Origin of the sequence: Saccharothrix sp. NRRL B-16314, from assembly GCF_000716595.1 — a bacterium.
Lineage (GTDB): Bacteria > Actinomycetota > Actinomycetes > Mycobacteriales > Pseudonocardiaceae > Actinosynnema.
On record NZ_JNXC01000054.1, the window covers coordinates 1 to 19,557 of the forward strand.

At 66.8% G+C, this 19,557-nt stretch carries 15 protein-coding genes and 1 pseudogene; 8 read left to right on the plus strand and 8 right to left on the minus strand.

Features of this window, described 5'->3' with window-relative positions:
- Positions 1 to 361: 361 nt before the first annotated feature.
- The 3 genes and pseudogenes from OQ02_RS38180 to OQ02_RS47390 form a co-directional block, all read right to left on the minus strand.
- Positions 362 to 1,075 carry a hypothetical protein gene (locus tag OQ02_RS38180; RefSeq protein WP_033443573.1) on the minus strand — a complete coding sequence of 238 codons (714 nt, stop codon included), beginning with the start codon at positions 1,073 to 1,075 and terminating at the stop codon, positions 362 to 364.
- A 38-nt stretch (positions 1,076 to 1,113) separates the two neighbouring features.
- Positions 1,114 to 2,526, minus strand: a complete 1,413-nt coding sequence (locus OQ02_RS38185; protein WP_033443574.1) for a tachylectin-related carbohydrate-binding protein — start codon at positions 2,524 to 2,526, stop codon at positions 1,114 to 1,116.
- Positions 2,527 to 2,561: 35 nt separating this feature from the next.
- Positions 2,562 to 3,041 (minus strand): annotated as a pseudogene (locus OQ02_RS47390) (tachylectin-related carbohydrate-binding protein); the annotation flags it as partial.
- A 278-nt stretch (positions 3,042 to 3,319) separates the two neighbouring features.
- On the opposite strand from OQ02_RS47390, the gene OQ02_RS41765 reads away from it, so the two are divergent.
- Genes OQ02_RS41765 through OQ02_RS38195 form a run of 3 tightly spaced genes read left to right on the plus strand, consistent with a single transcriptional unit; the run spans position 3,320 to position 13,554 of the window.
- Positions 3,320 to 5,164 (plus strand): DNRLRE domain-containing protein, encoded by a 1,845-nt coding sequence (locus tag OQ02_RS41765; RefSeq protein ID WP_156077580.1) that lies wholly within the window; start codon positions 3,320 to 3,322, stop codon positions 5,162 to 5,164.
- 42 nt (positions 5,165 to 5,206) lie between these two features.
- The gene (locus OQ02_RS40550; protein WP_156077581.1) at positions 5,207 to 13,120 is read left to right on the plus strand and encodes a LamG-like jellyroll fold domain-containing protein; all 7,914 of its coding nucleotides are present in this window, start codon (positions 5,207 to 5,209) and stop codon (positions 13,118 to 13,120) included.
- Positions 13,117 to 13,554 carry an Imm10 family immunity protein gene (locus tag OQ02_RS38195; protein ID WP_197043692.1) on the plus strand — a complete coding sequence of 146 codons (438 nt, stop codon included), beginning with the start codon at positions 13,117 to 13,119 and terminating at the stop codon, positions 13,552 to 13,554. Before OQ02_RS40550 ends, OQ02_RS38195 begins: the two co-directional genes overlap by 4 nt.
- A 53-nt stretch (positions 13,555 to 13,607) precedes the next feature.
- Here OQ02_RS38195 and OQ02_RS43260 read toward each other — a convergent pair whose 3' ends face one another.
- The 3 genes from OQ02_RS43260 to OQ02_RS46425 form a co-directional block, all read right to left on the minus strand.
- On the minus strand, positions 13,608 to 13,916 hold the full coding sequence (locus OQ02_RS43260; protein ID WP_231500425.1) for a transposase: 309 nt from the start codon (positions 13,914 to 13,916) through the stop codon (positions 13,608 to 13,610).
- Positions 13,917 to 14,222: 306 nt separating this feature from the next.
- Positions 14,223 to 14,831, minus strand: coding sequence for a hypothetical protein (locus OQ02_RS38200; RefSeq protein WP_033443575.1), 609 nt, complete (start codon positions 14,829 to 14,831; stop codon positions 14,223 to 14,225).
- A 100-nt stretch (positions 14,832 to 14,931) separates the two neighbouring features.
- Positions 14,932 to 15,201, minus strand: coding sequence for a helix-turn-helix domain-containing protein (locus OQ02_RS46425; RefSeq protein ID WP_231500426.1), 270 nt, complete (start codon positions 15,199 to 15,201; stop codon positions 14,932 to 14,934).
- Positions 15,202 to 15,421: 220 nt separating this feature from the next.
- Here OQ02_RS46425 and OQ02_RS47050 point away from each other — a divergent pair, with 220 nt between their 5' ends.
- Complete coding sequence (locus OQ02_RS47050) at positions 15,422 to 15,724, plus strand: hypothetical protein (RefSeq protein WP_331281576.1); 303 nt, start codon at positions 15,422 to 15,424, stop codon at positions 15,722 to 15,724.
- 257 nt (positions 15,725 to 15,981) lie between these two features.
- Here the strand turns inward: OQ02_RS47050 and OQ02_RS44490 are convergent, their stop codons facing one another.
- A complete protein-coding gene (locus OQ02_RS44490) occupies positions 15,982 to 16,710 on the minus strand; it encodes a hypothetical protein (RefSeq protein WP_156077583.1) in 729 nt (242 codons plus the stop codon).
- 236 nt (positions 16,711 to 16,946) lie between these two features.
- Here OQ02_RS44490 and OQ02_RS47395 point away from each other — a divergent pair, with 236 nt between their 5' ends.
- Together OQ02_RS47395 and OQ02_RS38210 are read left to right on the plus strand one after the other, a co-directional pair.
- Complete coding sequence (locus OQ02_RS47395) at positions 16,947 to 17,663, plus strand: NucA/NucB deoxyribonuclease domain-containing protein (RefSeq protein ID WP_442973739.1); 717 nt, start codon at positions 16,947 to 16,949, stop codon at positions 17,661 to 17,663.
- A gap of 18 nt (positions 17,664 to 17,681) precedes the next feature.
- Positions 17,682 to 18,215 (plus strand): hypothetical protein, encoded by a 534-nt coding sequence (locus OQ02_RS38210; RefSeq protein WP_033443576.1) that lies wholly within the window; start codon positions 17,682 to 17,684, stop codon positions 18,213 to 18,215.
- Between the two features lie 135 nt (positions 18,216 to 18,350).
- On the opposite strand, the gene OQ02_RS38215 is transcribed toward OQ02_RS38210, so the two are convergent.
- Positions 18,351 to 18,848: a transposase gene (locus OQ02_RS38215; RefSeq protein WP_197043694.1), complete on the minus strand. Its 498-nt coding sequence runs from the start codon at positions 18,846 to 18,848 to the stop codon at positions 18,351 to 18,353.
- A gap of 61 nt (positions 18,849 to 18,909) precedes the next feature.
- Between OQ02_RS38215 and OQ02_RS45285 the strand changes: the two genes are divergently transcribed.
- Positions 18,910 to 19,212 carry a hypothetical protein gene (locus tag OQ02_RS45285; RefSeq protein ID WP_033443577.1) on the plus strand — a complete coding sequence of 101 codons (303 nt, stop codon included), beginning with the start codon at positions 18,910 to 18,912 and terminating at the stop codon, positions 19,210 to 19,212.
- A 26-nt stretch (positions 19,213 to 19,238) separates the two neighbouring features.
- A complete protein-coding gene (locus tag OQ02_RS45290) occupies positions 19,239 to 19,517 on the plus strand; it encodes an Imm32 family immunity protein (protein ID WP_051773390.1) in 279 nt (92 codons plus the stop codon).
- Positions 19,518 to 19,557: the final 40 nt, after the last annotated feature.

Here is a 19,557-nt window from a genome sequence, read left to right on the forward strand (position 1 = left end):
GACGACCTCGTTGTCGAAGAGGCTGCGGATGGTGGCGTTGTTGACCCGCATCTTCGAGACCACGTACGCGGTCTGCGTGGCGGTCATGTCCAGCGAGATGGTGCCCACGGGAGTGACGTTCTGGTCGACCCCGCCACCTGGTGGGAGGCCAGGGGCCAGGATCGTTTGCGGGGTGAAGGTTACGGATGTCTCTGCCTGTGCGGGTGTGGTGACCAGTAGGCCGGCGGCGAGTGCGAGCACCGCCGTCGCGGCCAGGGAGCGGACCTTCAAGTCGGGCCTTCCTTGTCAGTGCTTCCTGCTTACGGACCCGACCGATGCGCTAGCCCGCTGTGGTAGGCCAGTCGAAGCAGCAGAACGTGCCTCAGGCCGCTTCGATGGCCTGGACGATGAGTTCGTTGCGGGCGTCCTGGCCCAGTGGCTCGGTGGTGTGGACCCCGTCGCGGAGGTACGCCGTGAGCCTGGTCGGCTTCGCGGCGAGGAACTCGGCCCAGCGGATGATGCGCAGGTTCGGGTGTCGGCGTTGGGCGTCGGCCAGTTGGAGGTTGATCCAGGCGCTGTTGCGCTGGTCGGCCAACTGGACGGCCGCCGGCTGACTGGTCCGGACGACCTGGGTGTTGACCCAGTACACCGTCCGGGTCGGACCGACGATGCCCATCGCGCGGTCGACCTGGGCGGCGAACGCCGGCGGGGTGAAGATGTCGTTCGATCCGGTCGCCATCAGGATCCGGCTCGGCAGGCCGTAGGTCTGCGCCCATTGCGCCAGCGCGTCGACGGCTGGAGCCGTCGGGCGGCCGGACCAGTTGTGCACGGCGATGACGTCCCCGGTCCGGCTGTGCAGTCGCTGCGCGAAGGTGTAGCCGTCCTGCACGGAGATGCTGTCGCCGAACATGAACAGCCCGTCGGTGTCGAGGACCGGTCTGATCTGGGTGAGGGTGGAGATCGCCTTCGACAGGGTCTCCCACGGACCGAGGGCGCCGGAACCGTAGTCGTCGGCATGGGCCTGTCCCGTCGTCAGGAACGTGGAGCCGACCGCGACGGCTCCCGCCGTGAGCAGTAGCCGACGTGTGGTCGTCATTCCCGTGCCTCCCGGATTTTGTCCCATGTGGTTTGTCGTCACCGTCGTGCCTCCTGTCCGACGAACGCAGCGGCCGTCCGGCTCGTGCCGGCTGCCGCGATGAACACGGTGCGGATGGAGCCGTCGGTCGAGCGCCAGGTGAAGATCGGGCTGCCGCTGGTGAGCAGGAGGCCGGTGGGGTCGGTGGCGGCGTCCTCGAAGTAGTGCACGGTCCACGGGCCGAAGCCTCCGGCCGGTGCGACCTGGCTGGACTGGTGGACGAGGCCGTCGGTGCCGCGCACCGCGAGTTCGACCAGCCCCCCGGCGCGCAGCACCGCGGCCGGTGAACCGGCGGCGATGATGTTGCCGATGGTCTGCCAGGCGCCGGGGAACACACCGCCGGATTCGCGTTGTGTGCGCACGGTTCCGTCCGTCGCGCGGACGAACACTTGTAGGTCGCCGTTGGCGTGTGCCACGGCCGCGGGTTTGCCGGTGGTGTCGGTGCCTATGGCGCGCCACGTGCCGAGCGTGCCGCCGGCGTACCGGGCGGTGCGCAGTGAGCCGTCGCCGGAGCGGGCCACGACGTCCAGCGCGGTTCCGTTGCGCACCAGGGTGAAGTCCGTGGTGAGGCCGGTGCCGCCGATCTTGCGCCACGGCATGTAGGCGCTGTTGGGCGCGACCTGGGTGCGCCGCCACAGCGCGCCCCCGTCGTCGACCGCGTACACCGTCAGCGTCTTGTCCGCTTCGGACACCACTACCGGGTCACTGAGCATCCACCCCTGGTGTGTTGTGACGCCGGTGATCGGCCCCCATGAGCCGTTCGCGGTGCTCTGCACCCTGCCTCGGTACGCGGCGTCGTCGTGGCTGTTGGCCAGGGTCTCCAGCCTGCCGTCCTCGCGCACGCCCACGCCCGGTGCACCGGTGAACTGGTGGTAGTCGGCGATCACGTCGTACTCGATGATCTCGTAGTCACCTGCGTAGCGTTGCTTGCCGGCGGTGAGTCCGCCCGCGGAGTTGACGTAGAAGAATGTCACCAGGCCGTCGGTGCCTTGTACCGGTGTGGTGGCCGCGTCGGACCGTTGTGGCACGGAGGGACGGGTCGGCACCGGGTACCCGGTGAGGCGGCAGCTGTTGGTGTCGGCGACGACGTCAAGCTCGTCGGACCAGCCGGAGCCGATGGCCGTGCCGCCCGCCCAGGTGGCGGTGTCCTCGCCGTAGCGGAACCAGACCAGCTGCTGCGTGTCGGTCCGCGTCCCGTAGAGGATGTCGCCGCCGGGGGAGAAGACACGGTTGTAGATGGCCCAACCCCAGCCGACTCGTTCGCGGTACTGGGTGAACCGGTCGGACGCGGGGTTCCAGCGGAACCGGAACAGGTCGCCGTTGGGGGTGCGGGCGTACAGCACGCCGTCGTCGGTGGCGACGATGAGGTTGTACTGGTTCCAGCCCGTGTCCAGAACCTTCGGGGAGCCCACGTGCCGGTGGCGTGGTCGCCGGTCCAGGCGAAGACCTGGAGGTGTCCCTCGGCGGTGACGGAGTACAGCCTGTCCCGCCCGTCGACGGTGACGTGGTTGCGGTACGCGGCCTGCACGTAACGCCGCCAGCCGCCGCCCACGTCCCTGAACTGCTGGCCGTTCCAGGTGTCCCAGCCGGTGCCGTTCCAGCGGTAACGGAGGATGTCGCCGGTGGTGCCGTCCAGTCGGTAGATCACGCCGTTCGGGCCCGCCAGCGTGCGGTCGCCGTTCCAGCCCCCTGTGCCGATGGTGCGCTTCGCCCCCCAGTTGGCGACACCGGTCTCCGGCTCGTTGTGCGGGTAGACGAACATGCTGCCCGCCTGGGTCACCGCAAAGATGTTCGCCGCGGAATTGCACACGAGCGTCGCAGCGGCCTGCGCCACTGTCGTCGGCGTGATCAACCCGGCTGATATGACGGTGCCCGAAAGAATAATGGCGAGCATTTTTTTGCGCAGGCCAGCGCCCACTGTTGCCATGTGGTCTCCCCCTGGGTCGTGCTCGTCCCTGTGGACGATCGTCGACTGTAACCACTGGTGAAGTAGTTGTCAGTGCTTTCAGGCGACTCCCGCCGAGTGGCCCTGCCGGTGGTCGCGCTGGGCACCCTTGATCGGCCATATGGTTGACGTGGGAACGGTGAGTTGCGCCTTTCGGGTTGGTTCCTTGCCTTGTCGGACCGCGTATGCGAGTTTCGGGCGGATGTGGTCACGGGGGTGATCGCGGGCCGTCGTTATATCAATTCGGGGGGAATGCGACAATGGTGGTCAGGCGTGCTCCGCGTGCCCGCGTGTTCCCGGTCGTGTCGGCGAGCACCCGCCTCGCGGTCGCATTCGGCGCGGTGCTGGTGCTGCTCCTCGGCACGGTCCCTCCCGGCGTGGTGGACGCGCTGCCGTGGTTCGGCGCGGCGGGCAGGGGCGGTGTCGACGCCGGTGAATCAGCACCCGACCAGTCGTGGGGGACCGCCGAAGGCCAAGCCCAGGTGGTCGAGGGCGACACGGTCAACCGCGCGTTACCCGAGTCGGAATCGGCCAAGTACCCGCAGCCGGAGTTCCCCTCCGGGGAGCCGCCGCCCAACGAGGTCCGCGAACTCGGGGCGCCGTCGGGCCTGGCCGGCTTCGACGTGGCCACCAGCCGCGAGGACCCCGGACAGCGTCAAGCTGACTCGCGCACGTTCCGCAACGCCGATGGCACGCAGACCACCGAGTTCAGCCAGTCGGCGGTCAACTATCAGCGTCCCGACGGTTCCTGGCACCCGATCGACACCACGCTCGTCGCCGACGACGACGGGTGGCGCAACACCGCCGACCAGGTCGAGACCCGGTTCGCCGCGACGGCGTCCGAATCACCGTTCGTGCGCATGAGGTTGTCCGACGACCACGAGCTGTCCTTCGGCCTGGCGGGCACGTCCGCCGCGCCCGCCAGGGTCGAGGGCAGCCAAATCACCTACCCCGGCGTGGCCACGGGCGTGGACCTGCGCTTGGACGTCCTTCCCGGTGGCGTCAAGGAAACGCTTGTGCTGGCCTCACCGGACGCGCCGCACGACTGGGTGTTCCCCTTGCGGCTGAAGGACCTCACCGCCCGGATCGCAGGTGGCGAGGTGTCCCTGATGGACGCCTCGGGTCGGGAGCGGTTGCGGATCCCGGCGGGGTTCATGACCGACAGCCACCCCGAGGACCCGTCCACGTCCCGCGGCGTGCGCTATCAGCTGGTCGAGCACAACGGCGGCCAGGCGTTGAAGATGTCGTTGGACTCGACGTGGCTGCGTGAAGCCGGCCGCACTTACCCGGTGTTAGTGGACCCGTCGGTGCAGGGCACATCCGCCAGTGCCGCCGTGGTCACCTCCGGCGGTGCCCGTACCGGGGGTCCGGAGCTGCTGGTCGGCGACGGCAGCGCGATGTACCTGAAGTTCGACGGGGTCAACCCGGCGCTGTCCGGCCACCGGATCTTCGGCGCGCAGCTCTACCTGACCAGCTTCAGCGCGCCGTCGTGCCGCCCGGAGCCGATCACGGTGCACCCGGTCACTGGCGCCTGGTCTCCATCGGGAACGGGCCACCCACCGACCGGCGGCTCGATCGCGGGGGCGTCGTTCGCGCACGGCTACGTGGCGTTCGGGCAATCGCACTCGGCCTGCCCAGTGGCACCGGACATGGTCGACCTCGGCACCGCCGGACGTGATTTGGTGCAGGGCTGGGTGCGCGGTGGCGCCAACAACGGCCTGGCGGTGAAAGCCACCCGGAGCTGGAAGAAGTTCACCGGCGTAGGCACCGCCAACCCGCCGCGGCTCTTCGTCACCCACACCCCGTACGACGCCTCCTACCGGATCGAACGCGGTGTGCCGCAACCACCGGTGCACCGGCAGCAGGACGGCAAGGTGCGCATCGCGGTGACCAACCGCGGCTCGCAGACGTGGACGCCCGCCGCGTACAAGCTGGCCTACCGGGCGTTCACCGCGCAGGGGCGCGCGGTCGACTCACGTGTGTCGGCGGTGTTGCCGCGCGACGTGCCACCCGGCGACACGGTGACGCTCGACGCGACCGTCTACCGCTTCGCCAACGCCGGTGACTACCTGCTCGACTTCAGCATGGTGCACAACGGCACCTAATTCACCGACGAGCAGATCCCGCCGGCGCGGTTGTCGCTGACGATGTTCGAACTGCCACCGATCGTCAAGGCGCAGTACCCGCCCGCCGGGCACTCCGCGTCGACGCTGACCCCGCAGCTGTGGGCGGACGCGGTCGATGTCGACGCGCCCGCGGGCACCGGAGTCCGCTACGAGTTCGAGGTCTGTGGCAGCAACGCCGACGGCACCCCCGCGCTGGGCAGCTGCACGCTCGGGCCGCGCGTGGCGAGCAAGACGTGGACCGTCCCGAAAGGACGGTTGCAGTGGAGCGAGACGTACCACTGGCGGGCGTTCGCGATCGACCCGAGCGGTGCCCGCAGCGAGGCGTTGCCGTTCAGCGCGCTGCTGACCGCGGTGCCGCAGCCGGAGATCACCTCGCACCTGGGCGGCGCGCCCTACAGCGCGGGTGACCTGGACTTCGACCCGCAGGTGGGCAACTACACGACCGCCGCGATCGACGCCGTGCTCGGCGTCAGCGGACCGGAGTTGAACGTCGCGCGGACGTACAACAGCCTCGACCCTCGCAAGACCAACCTGTTCGGTGCGGGTTGGTCCACCCGCTACGACATGCGCGTGGTGCCCGACCAAGATGGTTCGGGCAACGTCGTGGTCACCTACCCCGACGGCCAGCAGGTCCGGTTCGGCCGCAACGCCGACGGCACGTTCGACCCGCCGCCGGGCCGGTTCGCCACGTTCTACCAGGACACCACGACCACCGCCCGCAATTACGTGCTGGTGGACAAGGCCAACACCGTCTACACGTTCCGCGAGTTCGACGGCCGGCTCATCACGATCCACGACAACGCCGGTCGCATGCTGGAATTGGACTATGGCCTCAACGGTCAGGTCAAGCGCGCCATCAGCCGCGCGAGCGCCAACCGGACGCTGTACTTCACCTGGACCGGCAACCACGTCACCGAAGTTCGCACCGACCCGCCGACGACCGGCGGCACACCGTTCACATGGACCTACAAATATCTCGGTGACCGGCTGACGGAGGTCTGCGACCCCAAGGGCGGCTGCACCAAGTACGACTACGACAACGGCTCCCACTACCGCACCGCCGTCCTGGACTCCCGGCCCGACTCCTACTGGCGGCTCGGCGAACCCGCCGGCTCCGCCGACGCGGTCAGCCAGGTCGCCACCAACCTCGCCAAGGACTGGGGTGCGCACCGCAGCACCACTCCCGGCGCACCCGGCCCGCTGGACGGCAGCCCGGACACCGCGACCACGTTCAACGGCACCGGCTCCTACGTGGCACTGCCCGACGGCGCGATCAAGAAGTCCCGCGACCTGTCCGTCGAGCTGTGGTTCAAGACCACCACCGGCGGACCGCTGATCGGCTTCCAGACCGCCCCGTTCGACCGCGCCCAGAACGGCGCCGTCCCCGCCCTGTACGTCGACCGCGACGGCAAGCTGCGCGGCCAGTTCTGGCACGGCCGCGTCGCTCCGATCACCACCACGGGCACGGTCAACGACGGGCAGTGGCACCACGTGGTGCTGTCCGGCTCGCTGGCCACCCAGACCCTGTACCTGGACGGCGCCAAGGTCGGCACCACCGAGGGCGAGATCGACAACAGCCCGTTCAACCACGGGCAGATCGGCGCGGCCCACGCGGTCGGCCCGGCGGCCTGGGAACCGGTCGGCTGGTGGCCCGGCGCGGGCAGGAAGCACTTCGCCGGGGAGATCGACGAGGTCGCGATCTACCAGCACCCGCTGGGAGAGGAGGCGGCTCGCGCCCACTACCGGGCACGTGAGCACTCCGACCAGCTGACGAAGGTCACCATGCCCAGCGGCCGGGTGGCCGCCGAGTTGGCCTACGACACCACGAACGACCGCGTCCGCGACTACACCGACGTCGACGGCGGGCACTGGAAGCTGGGCGTGCCGCACGTCAGCGGCACCGAGAAGCAGGACGCGCAGGGCCGCACGGTCCGCAACCTGGTGCGTACCGTCCAGGTCACCGATCCCGGCGACCGGCCGCACTTCTTCGACTACGACCCGATACGCGGCCGGATCATCAGGTTCGTCGCCCCGCTGGGCACCGGTGTGCGGCTGGAAGACCGCCCCGACCCGTCGGTCGTGCCGACCACCCCGTCCACCGCACCGCCGTGCACCGACACGACGACGAATCCGGACGGCACACCCGCCTACTGCGGCGGTACGGGAGTGAGCAACCCGGACTGGCAGGGCGGCCCGGTGCAAGGCGTCGGCGTGCGCACCTACGGCTACGACGCCTCCGGGTTCCAGCAGACCATCACCGACGAGAACGGCCACCAGGTCGAGCTGCGCAACGACGCCCGCGGCAACGTGACCTCCCGCAAGACCTGCCGCGAACCCGGCGTGTGCGACACCGAGCACTTCACCTACCACCAGCCCGCGTCGGGCAAGGCCAACGACACCGACCCGCGCATCGACAAACAGCTGACGTCCCGCGACGGCCGTTCGAGCGGACCCGCCGACAACCGCTACCTGACCTCGTCGGAGTACGACGCACGCGGCGAGCTGCTCAAGCAGACGATGCCCGACGGCACCACCGTCACCCACGGCTACACCGACGGCACCACCGCCGCGGAGGGCGGCGGCAACGAACCCGCCGGCCTGCTGAAATGGACGAAGGACGCGCGCGGCAAGCAGACCACCTACCGGTACTTCACCAACGGCGACCTGGCTTCCACCACCGAACCCGGCCGCACCGACACCGAGGCCGAGGGCCTGGTCACCAAGTACCGCTACGACCTGCTGGGGCGAAAGGTCACCGAGACCGAGTTCTCCGACACTCACCCCCAAGGCCTGGAGACCAAGTTCTCCTACGACGAGCTCAACAGGCTCGTCGAGGTCACCGACGCCCCGGTCACCAACGCCGTCGACGGGATCCGGCACACCAAGTTCACCAAGACCACCTACAACGCGGACAGCCTGCCGGAGAAGGTCGAGGTCTCCGACCTCACGGGCGGTGACCCGACGCGGACCGTCACCTACACCTACGACGACCGCGGCAGACAGGACTCGGTCACCGACGCTGAGGGCGCGAAGACCAGCTACGCCTATGACGTGTTCGGCAACCGCACCCAGGTCGTCGACGCGATCGGCACTCGCATCGAGTACGCCTACACCGCCCGCAACATGCTCGCCGAGGTGCGGCTGCGCGGCTGGCACGGCAAGCCGGTCTCCGGCGGGCAGGGTACCGGCGAGCAGGCCGACCCCGGAACGCTGCTGGTGCTGGAGTCCAACACCTACGACCTCGGCGGCAGGCTCGTCCGACACGTCGACGCCATGGGTCGCAGGACCTTCTACGAGTACCTGCCCAACGGCCTGGTCTTCCGCGTGCAGGCTGAAGTCCCGGCAGCGGGCGGCACCACGCGCAAGGTTCTTCTGGAGCAGAACGCCTACGACGGCGCGGGCAACCTCGTCAAGCACACCGGCCCCGGCGGCAACATCACCCAGTACACCCACGACCCGGTCGGTCGCATCACCGAGGAACTCGCCGACCCGACCGGTCTGGTCCGGCGCACCGCCTACCGCTACGACGCCAATGGCAACGTCACCCAGATCGCCCGCTCGGGCAACGGCTCCAACACACCCGGCGTGCAGACCACGGCGAGTTCGGTCGTCGACTACACCTACGACAACGTCGGCAACCAGACCAGCGAGACCATCCAGCTCGGCAGCACACCGCTGACCACCACCAGCCGCTACGACAAGCGCGGCCTGCTCGTCGCCGAGACCGAGTCGCGCGGCAACGTCGTGGGTGCCGATCCGGCCGCGTTCACCACCGAGTACCGCTATGACGAGAGCGAGCGGCAGGTCGCGGTCAAGCTGCCCGCCGTGCAGGTCGAGACCGGAGGCGGCACACCGACCACGGCACGTCCCGAAACGCTGATCGGGTTCGACAACTTCGGCGACGAGACCGCCGTCAAGGACGAGAACGGCCAAGTCACCAGGCTGGTCCACGACAAGGTCGGCCGCCCGGTCCGCACCGAATCACCCGACTACACCCCGCCGAGCTCCTCCCAGCCGATCAAGGGCGTCACGACGACCACCTACGACGCGGCCGGCAACGCCGTCGAGGCCACCGACGAGCGCGGCGCGATCACCCGGTTCCGCTACGACCAACTCGGCAGACTCGTCGAACGCCAGGATCCCAAGCCGGACAACCCGACCGAGGCCGGCGGCGTGTGGCGCTACACCTACACCCACACCGGCGAGCAACTGTCGATCACCGACCCGACCGGCGCACGCAGCGAGGCGACCTACGACGCACTCGGCCGCCAGATCACCAGCACGACCCTGGAACGCAAACCCACCGCCGCGGCCCACACCACGACGCTCGAGTACAACGACGCGGGCGAGCTGGTCAAGACCACCTCCCCTTCGGGTGACGTGACCACGCTCGGCTACGACGCCCTCGGCCAGCGAACCACGGCGACCGACCCCGCGGGCGTGGTCATGCAGTACGGCTACGACGGGCTGGGACGCCCGGTGTGGCAGCGCGACGCCCTCGGACGCACCGACTACCTGCGCCTCGACGCCGCCGGACGACTCACCGGCCAGTTCAACCTGAACGCCCAGAACGCCATCCAACGCCGCACCACCTACACCCACGACGCTGCGGGTAACACCCTCACCGCCACCGACCCGTTCAACCACACCACCCGCTACACCTACGACGCGCTGAGCAGGCTCACCCAGCAGGTCGAACCGGTGACCGACACCGAGTCGATCACCACCTCGTTCGGCTACGACGCCCAAGGCAACCGCACCCGCTACACCGACGGACGCGGCAACAAGTTCGTCACCACCTACAACCCGTGGTCACTGCCCGAATCCGTCGTCGAGCCCTCCACCGCGGCACACCCGAACGCCACCGACCGCACGTGGACCGCGGTCTACGACACCGCGGGCAACACCACCAGATTGACCGCCCCGGGCGGAGTGGTGCGCGACCGCGAGTACGACGCGCTGAACCGGCTGAAGAAGGAGACCGGAACAGGCGCGGAGATCGCGACCGCCGAGCGCGTCCGCGTCTACGACGAGATCGGCCGGGTCAAGGAGATCGACGCGCCGGGTGGGCGCAACGCCTACGACTACAACGACCGCGGCGCACTGCTGTCGGCCACCGGCCCGTCCGGCGACTCGTCGTACGTCTATGACGCCGAAGGCCGGGTGACCAGTCGCACCGACGCCGCCGGCACCGCCGCGTTCGGCTACGACAAGGGCAGGCTCAAGACCGTCACCGACGGGGTCACCGGGGTCGGCCTGTCCTACGACTACAACGAGACCGGTCAGCTAAAGACCCTCAAGTACGGCGTCGGCCGCACCCGCACGTTCGACTACGACCCACTGGGCCGCGAGAAGTCCGACGTCATTAAGGATTCCGCAGGCGCGACGCTGTCGTCACTGGCCTACGAGTACGACAACAACGACCGCCTGACACGCAAGGTCACCTCGGGCTCGGCGGGCGCGGGCGACCACACCTACACCTACGACCACGGCAATCGCCTCAAGTCCTGGACGGTCGGCGGACAGACCACCGACTACGCGTGGGACGCCTCCGGCAACCGCACTCGCAACGGCGCGAAAACCGCCACCTACGACGAACGCAACCGGCTGCTGTCCGACGGCGACTACACCTACAAGCACACGCCACGCGGCTCGATGGCCTCACGCACCTCATCGGGGTTGGAGGAGAAGTTCTCCTTCGACGCGTTCGACCGGCTCATCCAGGTCGGGGCCGCTACCTACGCCTACGACGGCGCGGACCGACTCGTGTCACGAGGTGCGAAGTCCTTCCGCTACGCCGGTTTCGACATCGACCCGGCATCCGACGGCGACAACACCTACGGCCGTGACGCGTCCGGCGATCTGCTCTCCATCGCCGCCGGCGGCGCCAAACGGCTGACCGTGTCGGACAAGCACGGCGACGTCGTCGGAGGCATGGACCCGACGACCACGACCGGCATGGCCGACTCCGCCGCGTTCGACCCGTTCGGCACCATCACCGCCACCACCGGCACCGCGCGCCAGGTCGGGTTCCAGGGCGACTGGACCGACCCGGACACCAAACAGGTCAACATAGGCGCCCGCTGGTACCAGCCGGGCACCGGCGGCTTCGCCTCCCGCGACACCGTCTCGGCCGGCTCCGGCACGTCCACCCTGTTCAACCGCTACACCTACGGCGCGGGCAGGCCACTCGACCTCATCGACCCCGACGGCCACTGGCCGAGTTGGAAGAAGATCGGTTCCGTCGCGCTGACGGTCGTCAAGGAAGTCTCACCCGTCGGCGACATCGTCAGATTCGCCCGCGATCCCAGCTTGGGCAACGCCTTGTGGGTCGCATCCAACTTCATCCCCGGCGGCAAACTCCTCAAGGGCGCGAAGTACCTCTACAAGGGCGCCAAGCACCTCGCCAAGCGCGGAGACGACTTCGCAGGCGCGGCCCGCAAGTCCGGTCGACGCGGCGGCTCGGCCGCGCGACGCTCCGGTGACGACGTGGCCTCCAGCGGTCGTCGCGGAAGCAGGTCGGGATCCAACGCCCGCCGTTACGGCGACGAGGCCGCCTCAGGAGGACACCGCTACGGCGACGAGGCGGCAAGCTGGTCACGACGCAACGTAGGCGGCTACTCCTCGACCGCAGCCCGTGAAGCCGCCCAAGCCGCCGCCAAACGAGCCGCTGCCGCTGCCGCAGCCGCAGCAGCCGCCGCCCGCCGTGCCGCGATGGAAGCGGTGACCAGACGTGCCCAGGCCGCGATCGCCGACGCCGCCAAGAACAACCCGATGCCGGTCCTGCAAGCGGCACTGAAGCCGAAAATCGCCACGAAGGACCTGGTGTCGTCGGCGGCCAACCTGCCGGCAAGCAAGGTCTCCACCGTCACGGCCAACGTGCAGGACGTCAACAAGATCTGGGAAACCGTCAAAGCCACCATCGTCAAACCCGGCGTCAACATCATCCAGTCCGTCGGCGAACAGGCCGTCTCCGACTTCACCAACAGCCAGGTACCCGGCCTCGGCGACGCGCTCTCGCTACTCGGGCCAGGTCGCAAGCGCGGCAACGGCGCCGCCCGCGACGCGGGTGACAACTCGCGCGGCGAGGCCAACGGCAGCTGCCCGATGTCTCTCGACCGCAACAGCTTCTCCGGCGACACCCCGGTCTTGATGGCGGACGGATCACGCAAGCCGATTCGCGACGTGCGCGTCGGCGACTCGGTCCTGGCAACCGACCCGACCACAGGTGAGACCGGCGCGCGAACCGTCACCGATACCCGTTCTCACCAGGCCGAGCGGCAGCTGTACGAGATCACCGTCAACGGCACGGGCAAGATCACGGCGACCGACGAGCACCCGTTCTGGGTGGAGTCGCTGCACCGCTGGGTGCACGCCGAGGACCTGGAACCGGCCTACACCTTTGAAACGGCGGACCACCGCCCGGCCACCGTCACCGGTATCCGTCCCTTCGATCCCGATCGCCAGGTCCACAACCTCACCGTCGACGGCCTGCACACGTACTACGTCGGCGCCGGCACGGCGGCGGTACTGACGCACAACACCGGCGGCAACGGCCACATGTGCGAGGTCACTGTGACGGCCCTTGACGGGAGCACGCGGTTGGAAATCGGCCTCGAAAGCGGGGACATGACCCCTGAGGAGGCCGCGCTCGGCTATCCCAACGCTGCGGCTCTCACGCACACGGAACACCGGTTCTCGCGCATGGCGGGTGCTTCCACGGGACCGAGGATCTGGTTGCCGAACGACCCGTTCGCGGGCCGGTACCCAGTGAGCGCTGGCGACGCAGTTACCATGAATGGCCAGCTCCCGCCTTGCTCCAGGTGCAGGGGCGCGATGAATCGCATGGTCAGGGAGTTGGGTGTGTCGGTCACGTACACGTGGGTGGGAGACAAGGGCTCCGGATTATGGGTCGCGGGAAAGAGACGCCGATGATGAGGCTGAACGCTGTGCAGCTGGGATTCTTCGAGGATTACGAGGACGAGGAGGCCTTGGAGGTGGGAATCTCCGGGATCGACGACGCCGGCGTCCGGAGATCGTTCTCCATCCAGCGGTCCACCTACCAGCCCGACGAGCAGGAAATCCGGTCGGGTATGGACTCCTATAACGTCTCGACCGAACGAGGTCTCACGGTGTACGGCTGCCTGCGCAGGGTGCACATCACCGGTGCCGTGCTCACCCTGGAATTCACGGCCGAGGACGCGGAGGTCTTGGAGGTCCCGACGCCTGTGAAGGTCGACCTGAGCGGCCCGGAGGTCGATGACGCGGACCTGGCCGGGAAGCTCCGCGACATCCTGGACTGGGGCGCTCGCGAGAAGCGACCGGAGTTGATCGGGTTTGGCGCTTCCGGTCCTGTGGGGTGCCAATAGTCGGCCTCGTGGTCTGACCTGCGGTTATGTTGCGACGGGTTCATACTCGTTGATCAGGCCGGCGAGGACTGGTCGGCGGCGTATCGAGGTGCGGCCCGGCTCTGCGGTTGGGTGGTCTGGTCGTGGTGGTGTGAGTTGTAGGGCTTGGTGTGGTCTGCGGTGTTGTAGTGGGTCGTGTAGCGGTTCAGCACGGTCCGCAGGTGGTGTTGGTTGATGATGAGCAGTCGGTCGGTGGCTTCGCGTCTGACGGTTCTGACGAAGCGTTCGGCGTGGGCGTTGGCTCGCGCAACCGAATTGCTACCGCTATGAGCTGACATTAACTTCAACAGGAGCCAGTTGCGTGGAGATTCGAGCTTTCTCATCGGCGGACAGTGCTCGTCAAGACGATGATGTCGGCGACACTAAGGCTGCGGCGACGGAAAAGCCCGTATCGCAGCAAGAACTTGAGCAGCAGGTGGAGCTTGGAGCCGTCAATGACGCAGAGTTGACCTACATGCTCCTGCATCGCATCGGGCATGCACGGGGTGTTTCGGCTAACCAGGTTGAGTATCTGACGGCGAATGAGCGCGTCGTGTTGACCCTACAGTACAGTCGCGACGGTCGAATCAACATACTTGTCCCGGGCGTCGCGCTCACGCGGGCACTTCTGGACGCGATTGGGCAAGATGTTAAGAACAAGCTGCTGCCGCGTGAAGAGCCGCCTCCGCCCAATCGAATCCCATCGACCGGCCTTCGACGAACACCGGGTAGGAGTGCCCGACGGAGAAGCCACTCAACGACGGGAACGCCGTACGGCCTTCCGCCTCCCGGAACTGGTTAGTGGCGCGCTGGACCTGCATCCCACCCACGGCGGCTGGAGCGGTCAGGACCTGCACACCACCTGGCTGTGGCCCAACGACACCCACGATCGCGTGCCAGTTGAAGACCTGCCGTGGCTCGGACAGCCGCTCCCTGGCCTCCACCAACGCATCGATCCACGGTTGGGTCTGGCTGACGATCGAATTCTCCTCCGGAACGTCGACGAAGAACCGGTAGCCAGCCCCATCCGGGAACACCAGCAAGCAGGACGACAGGCTCACGGAGTCGGTGTCGTACCGCATGTGCCAGTACGGTAGGTCGGGCGTCGGCATGACCTGGTGGTACGTGTAGCCCACGACATGGTGATCGCGCGTCAGGACCGCGAACATATAGTCCATGAGTCGGTCGCCGCTCGTGGCCCAGTCCACGTCCGCAAGATCAAAGTTCAGTCGGACGCGGCTCGCTTGACCGAAGTCCATGACCTAATGGTCACACGGCCATCAGACTCCCCCGATTCAGTCGTGAACCGCCCCGGCTTTGGTGGGAACTCTGATGTGCCCTGGGTTTGATGGAGTCGGGTTACTGGACCGTGTCGCTGTCGCGCTCGGGTGCGGGCGGTATGCGTAGGCGCTTGAGCACGCGGCGCACGGTCGAGGCGGCTACCGGGTGGCCGAGCTTGAGCAGCTCGCCCTGGATCCTGCGGTAGCCCCAGCCGGCGTTCTCCCGGGCCATCCGCTCGATCAACGCCACCACGGCATCGTCGACCGGCGGTCGCCCGATCCGGTTCGGGTAGGTCCACTTCTTTGCGACCAGTCGCCGGTGCCGTCGCAGGACGGTGCCCGGCGTCACCAACCGGTGGTGTCGTAGCCAGTTGGGTAGGCGTCGCACCAACGCGGCGAGCACCGCACGATCGGCCCAATCCAGTCGCGGGTGAGGGTTGGCCTGGCGTAGAACGGCGACCTCGTGCCGCAGTACCACACCGGGCACCATCCTGTGATGGCACCGGCGCCTGGTCACGAAGAAGTGGACCTACCCCAACCGGACCGGCCGCCCACCGCTCGACGACACCATCACGGTGCTAATCGAGCGTATGGCCCGCGAGAACGCCGACTGGGGCTACCGCCGGATCCAGGACGAGCTGCTCAAGCTCGGACACCGCGTAGCCGCGTCAACCGTTCGCCGCGTGCTCAAGGAACCGAGGTCTCACGCCGGACATCGACTGGGCCTCGGCCAACTACGGCGCGGGACAAGGAACCTGGCAAACGCTGAACGAGCCAGCTACCGTCGCCCGAAACTACCACACGGTCGCCCTGTTATTGTCGGACGCCAGCGTCTTCACCGCGAGTTCGAAGATCAGGTTCAGCAGTCGTAGCGCCACGCCTAGCGATCATGCTCCTACAGCCCATGGTGCGCGATCGCTGCAGGTCGGCGCCTCAGTGCAGAGTTCTGGCACCCCTGTGCCGCTCGAAAAGTCGTCGCTGCTGGTCAAGCGGCATACCTGTACTCGTACGAGTCAAACCCGATTTGCTCACCAGACCTTTCGCTCGCATGTTATATCGAGCCCGTACAGTTCAGCGCGACATCGTGACGTTGACCTCCGCCTCTCGCTCACGGTTATCGACATTGCATCTAGGTTGAACTCAGCGGCACAGCCCCAAGGGACCGCCAAATCCGTACCATCAGGCTTGGGCTACCCATTACTGAGTAGCATGCGACAATTTGAATTAAGGCCATCAGGGCCATTAACATCATTGCTTTTCCTGCCGGATCAACTTCAAATTTACCATCAGAGATCCGGTGCAGTGTCGCCAAAAGTAGTGCCAATGCAGAGCCAATTGCGCAAAAGAACCCCCATAGTATCGCCGGAAAGGAAAGCAGTGTGGGAACCCAGGAGGCTTCTCTGCCTTTGAATGCGGCCACATACATAATAAAGAAGCCTAGAATTGAGGCTACAACGTAGCCGGTTGAGACCTCATCCCACCGTAAAGACGCCATGACTTTGTCCCATTCCGGGCCTTCGTCCGGGATTGGTCCGAATACAAGATAAGAGAGTGCATTTCCAATAAGGTAGGCGATCCATAGCCACAACGCTTGTAGCATTACAAGGGTGAGTGATATAACTACTGCGGCAGATATCGCAACTGCTGTCACCGTTCGCAACCGATTTGAGACGTGTGATGCAGCCCTCAAAGTCGCCTTCGTAACTTTAACCCCAGACTTCGCTAATTCGTACCACGACCATGCCGACTTGAGCGCCAGGAACGCTATCGTGATTAGTGCAGCAGGGCCGAATATTGTCTTTACAAACTCTTCGACGAGGTCATCCGGGTTGGGGATATCGGCGATCGGCGGCTCCATTGTGCACCCACCTCCATCTACCATCTGCTCGACGCGGCCAAGACGCGGCCAAGACGATCCGGATTGAATCCCGACCGGATGACCAGCTAGCCCATTCAGCGTAACCAGGTTGCCTCATGGCTGCCTGGTACACATGCGCCTGAGTGCCCGTGTCCCGTGCCTGATCGCGTGCCGCTCGAAAAGTCATCGCTGCTGGCCAGGCGGCGTGTCTGTGCTCATTGATGAGTCCGCTGAGGATGCGGGTGCGGTGCAGTCTGTGGGTGTCGAGGTCGTGTGCTGCGGCGGGGTGTTGCTGGGCGTCGGGCGGTAGTACCCGTCGATGCGCTTCGTCGGCTCCGACTGCTGGTGCGCCCGGAGACGGTGCTGCGGTGGCACCGCGACCCTCTCTCACGCCGTCACACTGCCAGGTCCCGTCCCCAGCGGCCCGGCCGACCGCGGACCATCCGCTCGATCCGACTCCTGGCCCTACGCCCGGCACGGGAGAATCCCACCTGGAGCTACCGCCGCATCCACGGCGAACTCCTCGTCCTCGGCATCAAGGTCGCAGCCTCCACCGTCTGGCAGATCCTCAAGGACGCCGGAATCGACCCGGCCCCCGAACGCACCACGACGACCTGGTCGGACTTCCTGTGCTCCCAGGCCGACGCACTGCGAACTTCGCCAATGCCATTGCCAGTGGAAAGAGTCCGATCGTCACTCGGTTGACCGGTCGGTCGAACATCAGGGCCAACAGGAATGCGGCCCAGTCTGGTGCTCCTCGACCAGGGACACTGGGCAGTGGTTTGTCGTGGGAAGAGTTTCCTTTTGCGTCCACTCGGGAGGTCGGTGCTGGCGCCACCTTGAGCCTCATTCCGTTGACCGAGAACTCGGCTCACGGGCTTACATCGTTGTGGCCATTCTTGAGAGACAACGGCGTCAAGAGCGGCGACCAGTACTATGTACGCGGCCAGTGATCGGACGGAGGGCTTGATGTGTTGCTGACAGAGCTTAGGGCGCTGGTGGAGCGGCTCGCCGCACTGGCTCGCCCTGTCGCGTCATGGCTCGTGCCTGGGGTCGGCGCGGCAGCGGTCGAGGAGACGCTTGGGGAGATGCCGCCTGAGGAAGTGATCATGTGGTTCGGTTGGTGCAACGGTGTCGAGTTGCAACCCGGGCAGATTCAGGACGACATCAACGTAGTCCCAGGCTATGCTCCGCTGTCCTTGGCCGAGGCGGCTCGGTTTATCGAGTCTTATTCCGGTGATCCGGTTCTGGGTGATCACTGGGTGCCCGTGCTTGGAGGAGCGGGCGGTGACATATATGCCGCGGTTTGGGGCCCGAATGGAAATGTTCGTGTCGCTGGTGTCCTCGTGGGGGAGGAGACGGAGGTTGAGTTTGGCAGTCTTGAAAATATGGTTGCCGTGTTCAATGAGTGCTATCGGCGTGGTGCGTTCTTTGTTGACGGCCGGGGGCGTCTGACGATGGATGCCAACCTCTACGACGAGGTGTACGAGGTGACGGTCAGGTAGGCGGCGCTGAACCCACTTCGGACCGTGTGCTTGCCGAAGATATTAAGAGAGGCGAGACTGAGATTGTCTATCCCCGCTGCCGCATGAAAAATTCGCGCTGGCCCTGGATAGAACGCGTTTGAGGCTGCGAATGACTTAGCGGGGTGACTTGCCGTCGGAGAGTTTGCGCCGGTAGTAGGGCCGGCCTGGGGTGTCGTGGCGGAGTTGGACGATGGCCATGATGTGCAGGACGCGGTTGAGGCGCCGGTTTCCGGCTCGTGAGAGTCGGTGGCGGCGTTGGTCGCCGCTGGAGGCGTCGATGGGCGCGGTGCCGTTCCAACTGGCGAATCGTCCGCGGCTGGGGAAGCGGCTGATGTCGCCGACGTCTCCGAGGATCCTGGCGGCGCTGGACGGACCGATGCCGTAGAGCTTTCGCAGCCCGGTGCCGGTCGCGTCGAGTAGCTCTGCGAGGCGTTTGTCGGCGGCGGTCGTCTTGCGATCGATCGTCGTCAGTTCGGAGATCAACTCGGCAGCGAGCTGTCGCCGGGTCCTGCCCACCACTCGACCGGCACCGTCGACGCCACCTCCTGGCACCCCGTCTGGGTCGACGCCCAAGGCCGCTTCGTCAACATCGGCGACCTCAAACCCGGCCAACACCCCACCTCAGCCGACGGCAATTCGCCGCAAGTCACCGACGTCGACCGCTACACCCGCCTTGAACCCGGTCTACGACCTCACCATCGACGGCGTCCACACGTACTATGTGCTGGCCGGTGGCACCTCGGTGCTGGTCTACAACTGCGGTGAAGGCGTGCCGGCGGGGGCGGCCAACCCTCAAGCACAGCGTGGGCTTCGCCAGGTCCGGCTTACGGATGCGGATCTCGCACACCCGCGACAGGACCCCCACATCAACTTCGAAACCTACAGCAGCCCGATCGGGACTGGGGTTCGCGGCGGCAGGCCGGTCAGCAACATCCACATCTTCCTACCTGAGGAGTCGGGATGGCACCACCCGTAGACCCCGCCGGAGAACGTACTCGGCCGGTGGTACCCGTCGAGGTGGAGGTCACCGCGTACGATCCCGTGCTCGGTGTCGGGACTTGGTGGGAAGAAGACACCGCCCTTCGGGCGGAGGTGTGGGATTCGCCCGAGAAGACGGTAGTGATCTCGGGGAACCCGGCCGGTCTCGTGTCCCTCGCCAGGCACCTGCTCACCCTTGCCCAGGAGTCGGTTCCGGACGGACGTCACCTCGACTTCGACACCTACTGCGGATGGCTGGAAAAGGGCTCGACCGCTATTCGCGTGGAGGTGGACAAGAGGTGAGGGCGCGGCGCTCCACCTGAAGGGACGAGGTGCCGCAGCG

Bases quoted from the DNA above. Each gene is read 5' to 3' on its own strand.
- OQ02_RS43260 (WP_231500425.1), bottom strand. From the start codon at position 13,916: ATGAGAAAGCTCGAATCTCCACGCAACTGGCTCCTGTTGAAGTTAATG.
- OQ02_RS38195 (WP_197043692.1), top strand. From the start codon at position 13,117: ATGATGAGGCTGAACGCTGTGCAGCTGGGATTCTTCGAGGATTACGAG.
- OQ02_RS38200 (WP_033443575.1), bottom strand. From the start codon at position 14,831: ATGGACTTCGGTCAAGCGAGCCGCGTCCGACTGAACTTTGATCTTGCG.
- OQ02_RS41765 (WP_156077580.1), top strand. From the start codon at position 3,320: ATGGTGGTCAGGCGTGCTCCGCGTGCCCGCGTGTTCCCGGTCGTGTCG.
- OQ02_RS38180 (WP_033443573.1), bottom strand. From the start codon at position 1,075: ATGACGACCACACGTCGGCTACTGCTCACGGCGGGAGCCGTCGCGGTC.
- OQ02_RS44490 (WP_156077583.1), bottom strand. From the start codon at position 16,710: ATGGAGCCGCCGATCGCCGATATCCCCAACCCGGATGACCTCGTCGAA.
- OQ02_RS40550 (WP_156077581.1), top strand. From the start codon at position 5,207: ATGTTCGAACTGCCACCGATCGTCAAGGCGCAGTACCCGCCCGCCGGG.
- OQ02_RS47395 (WP_442973739.1), top strand. From the start codon at position 16,947: ATGCGGGTGCGGTGCAGTCTGTGGGTGTCGAGGTCGTGTGCTGCGGCG.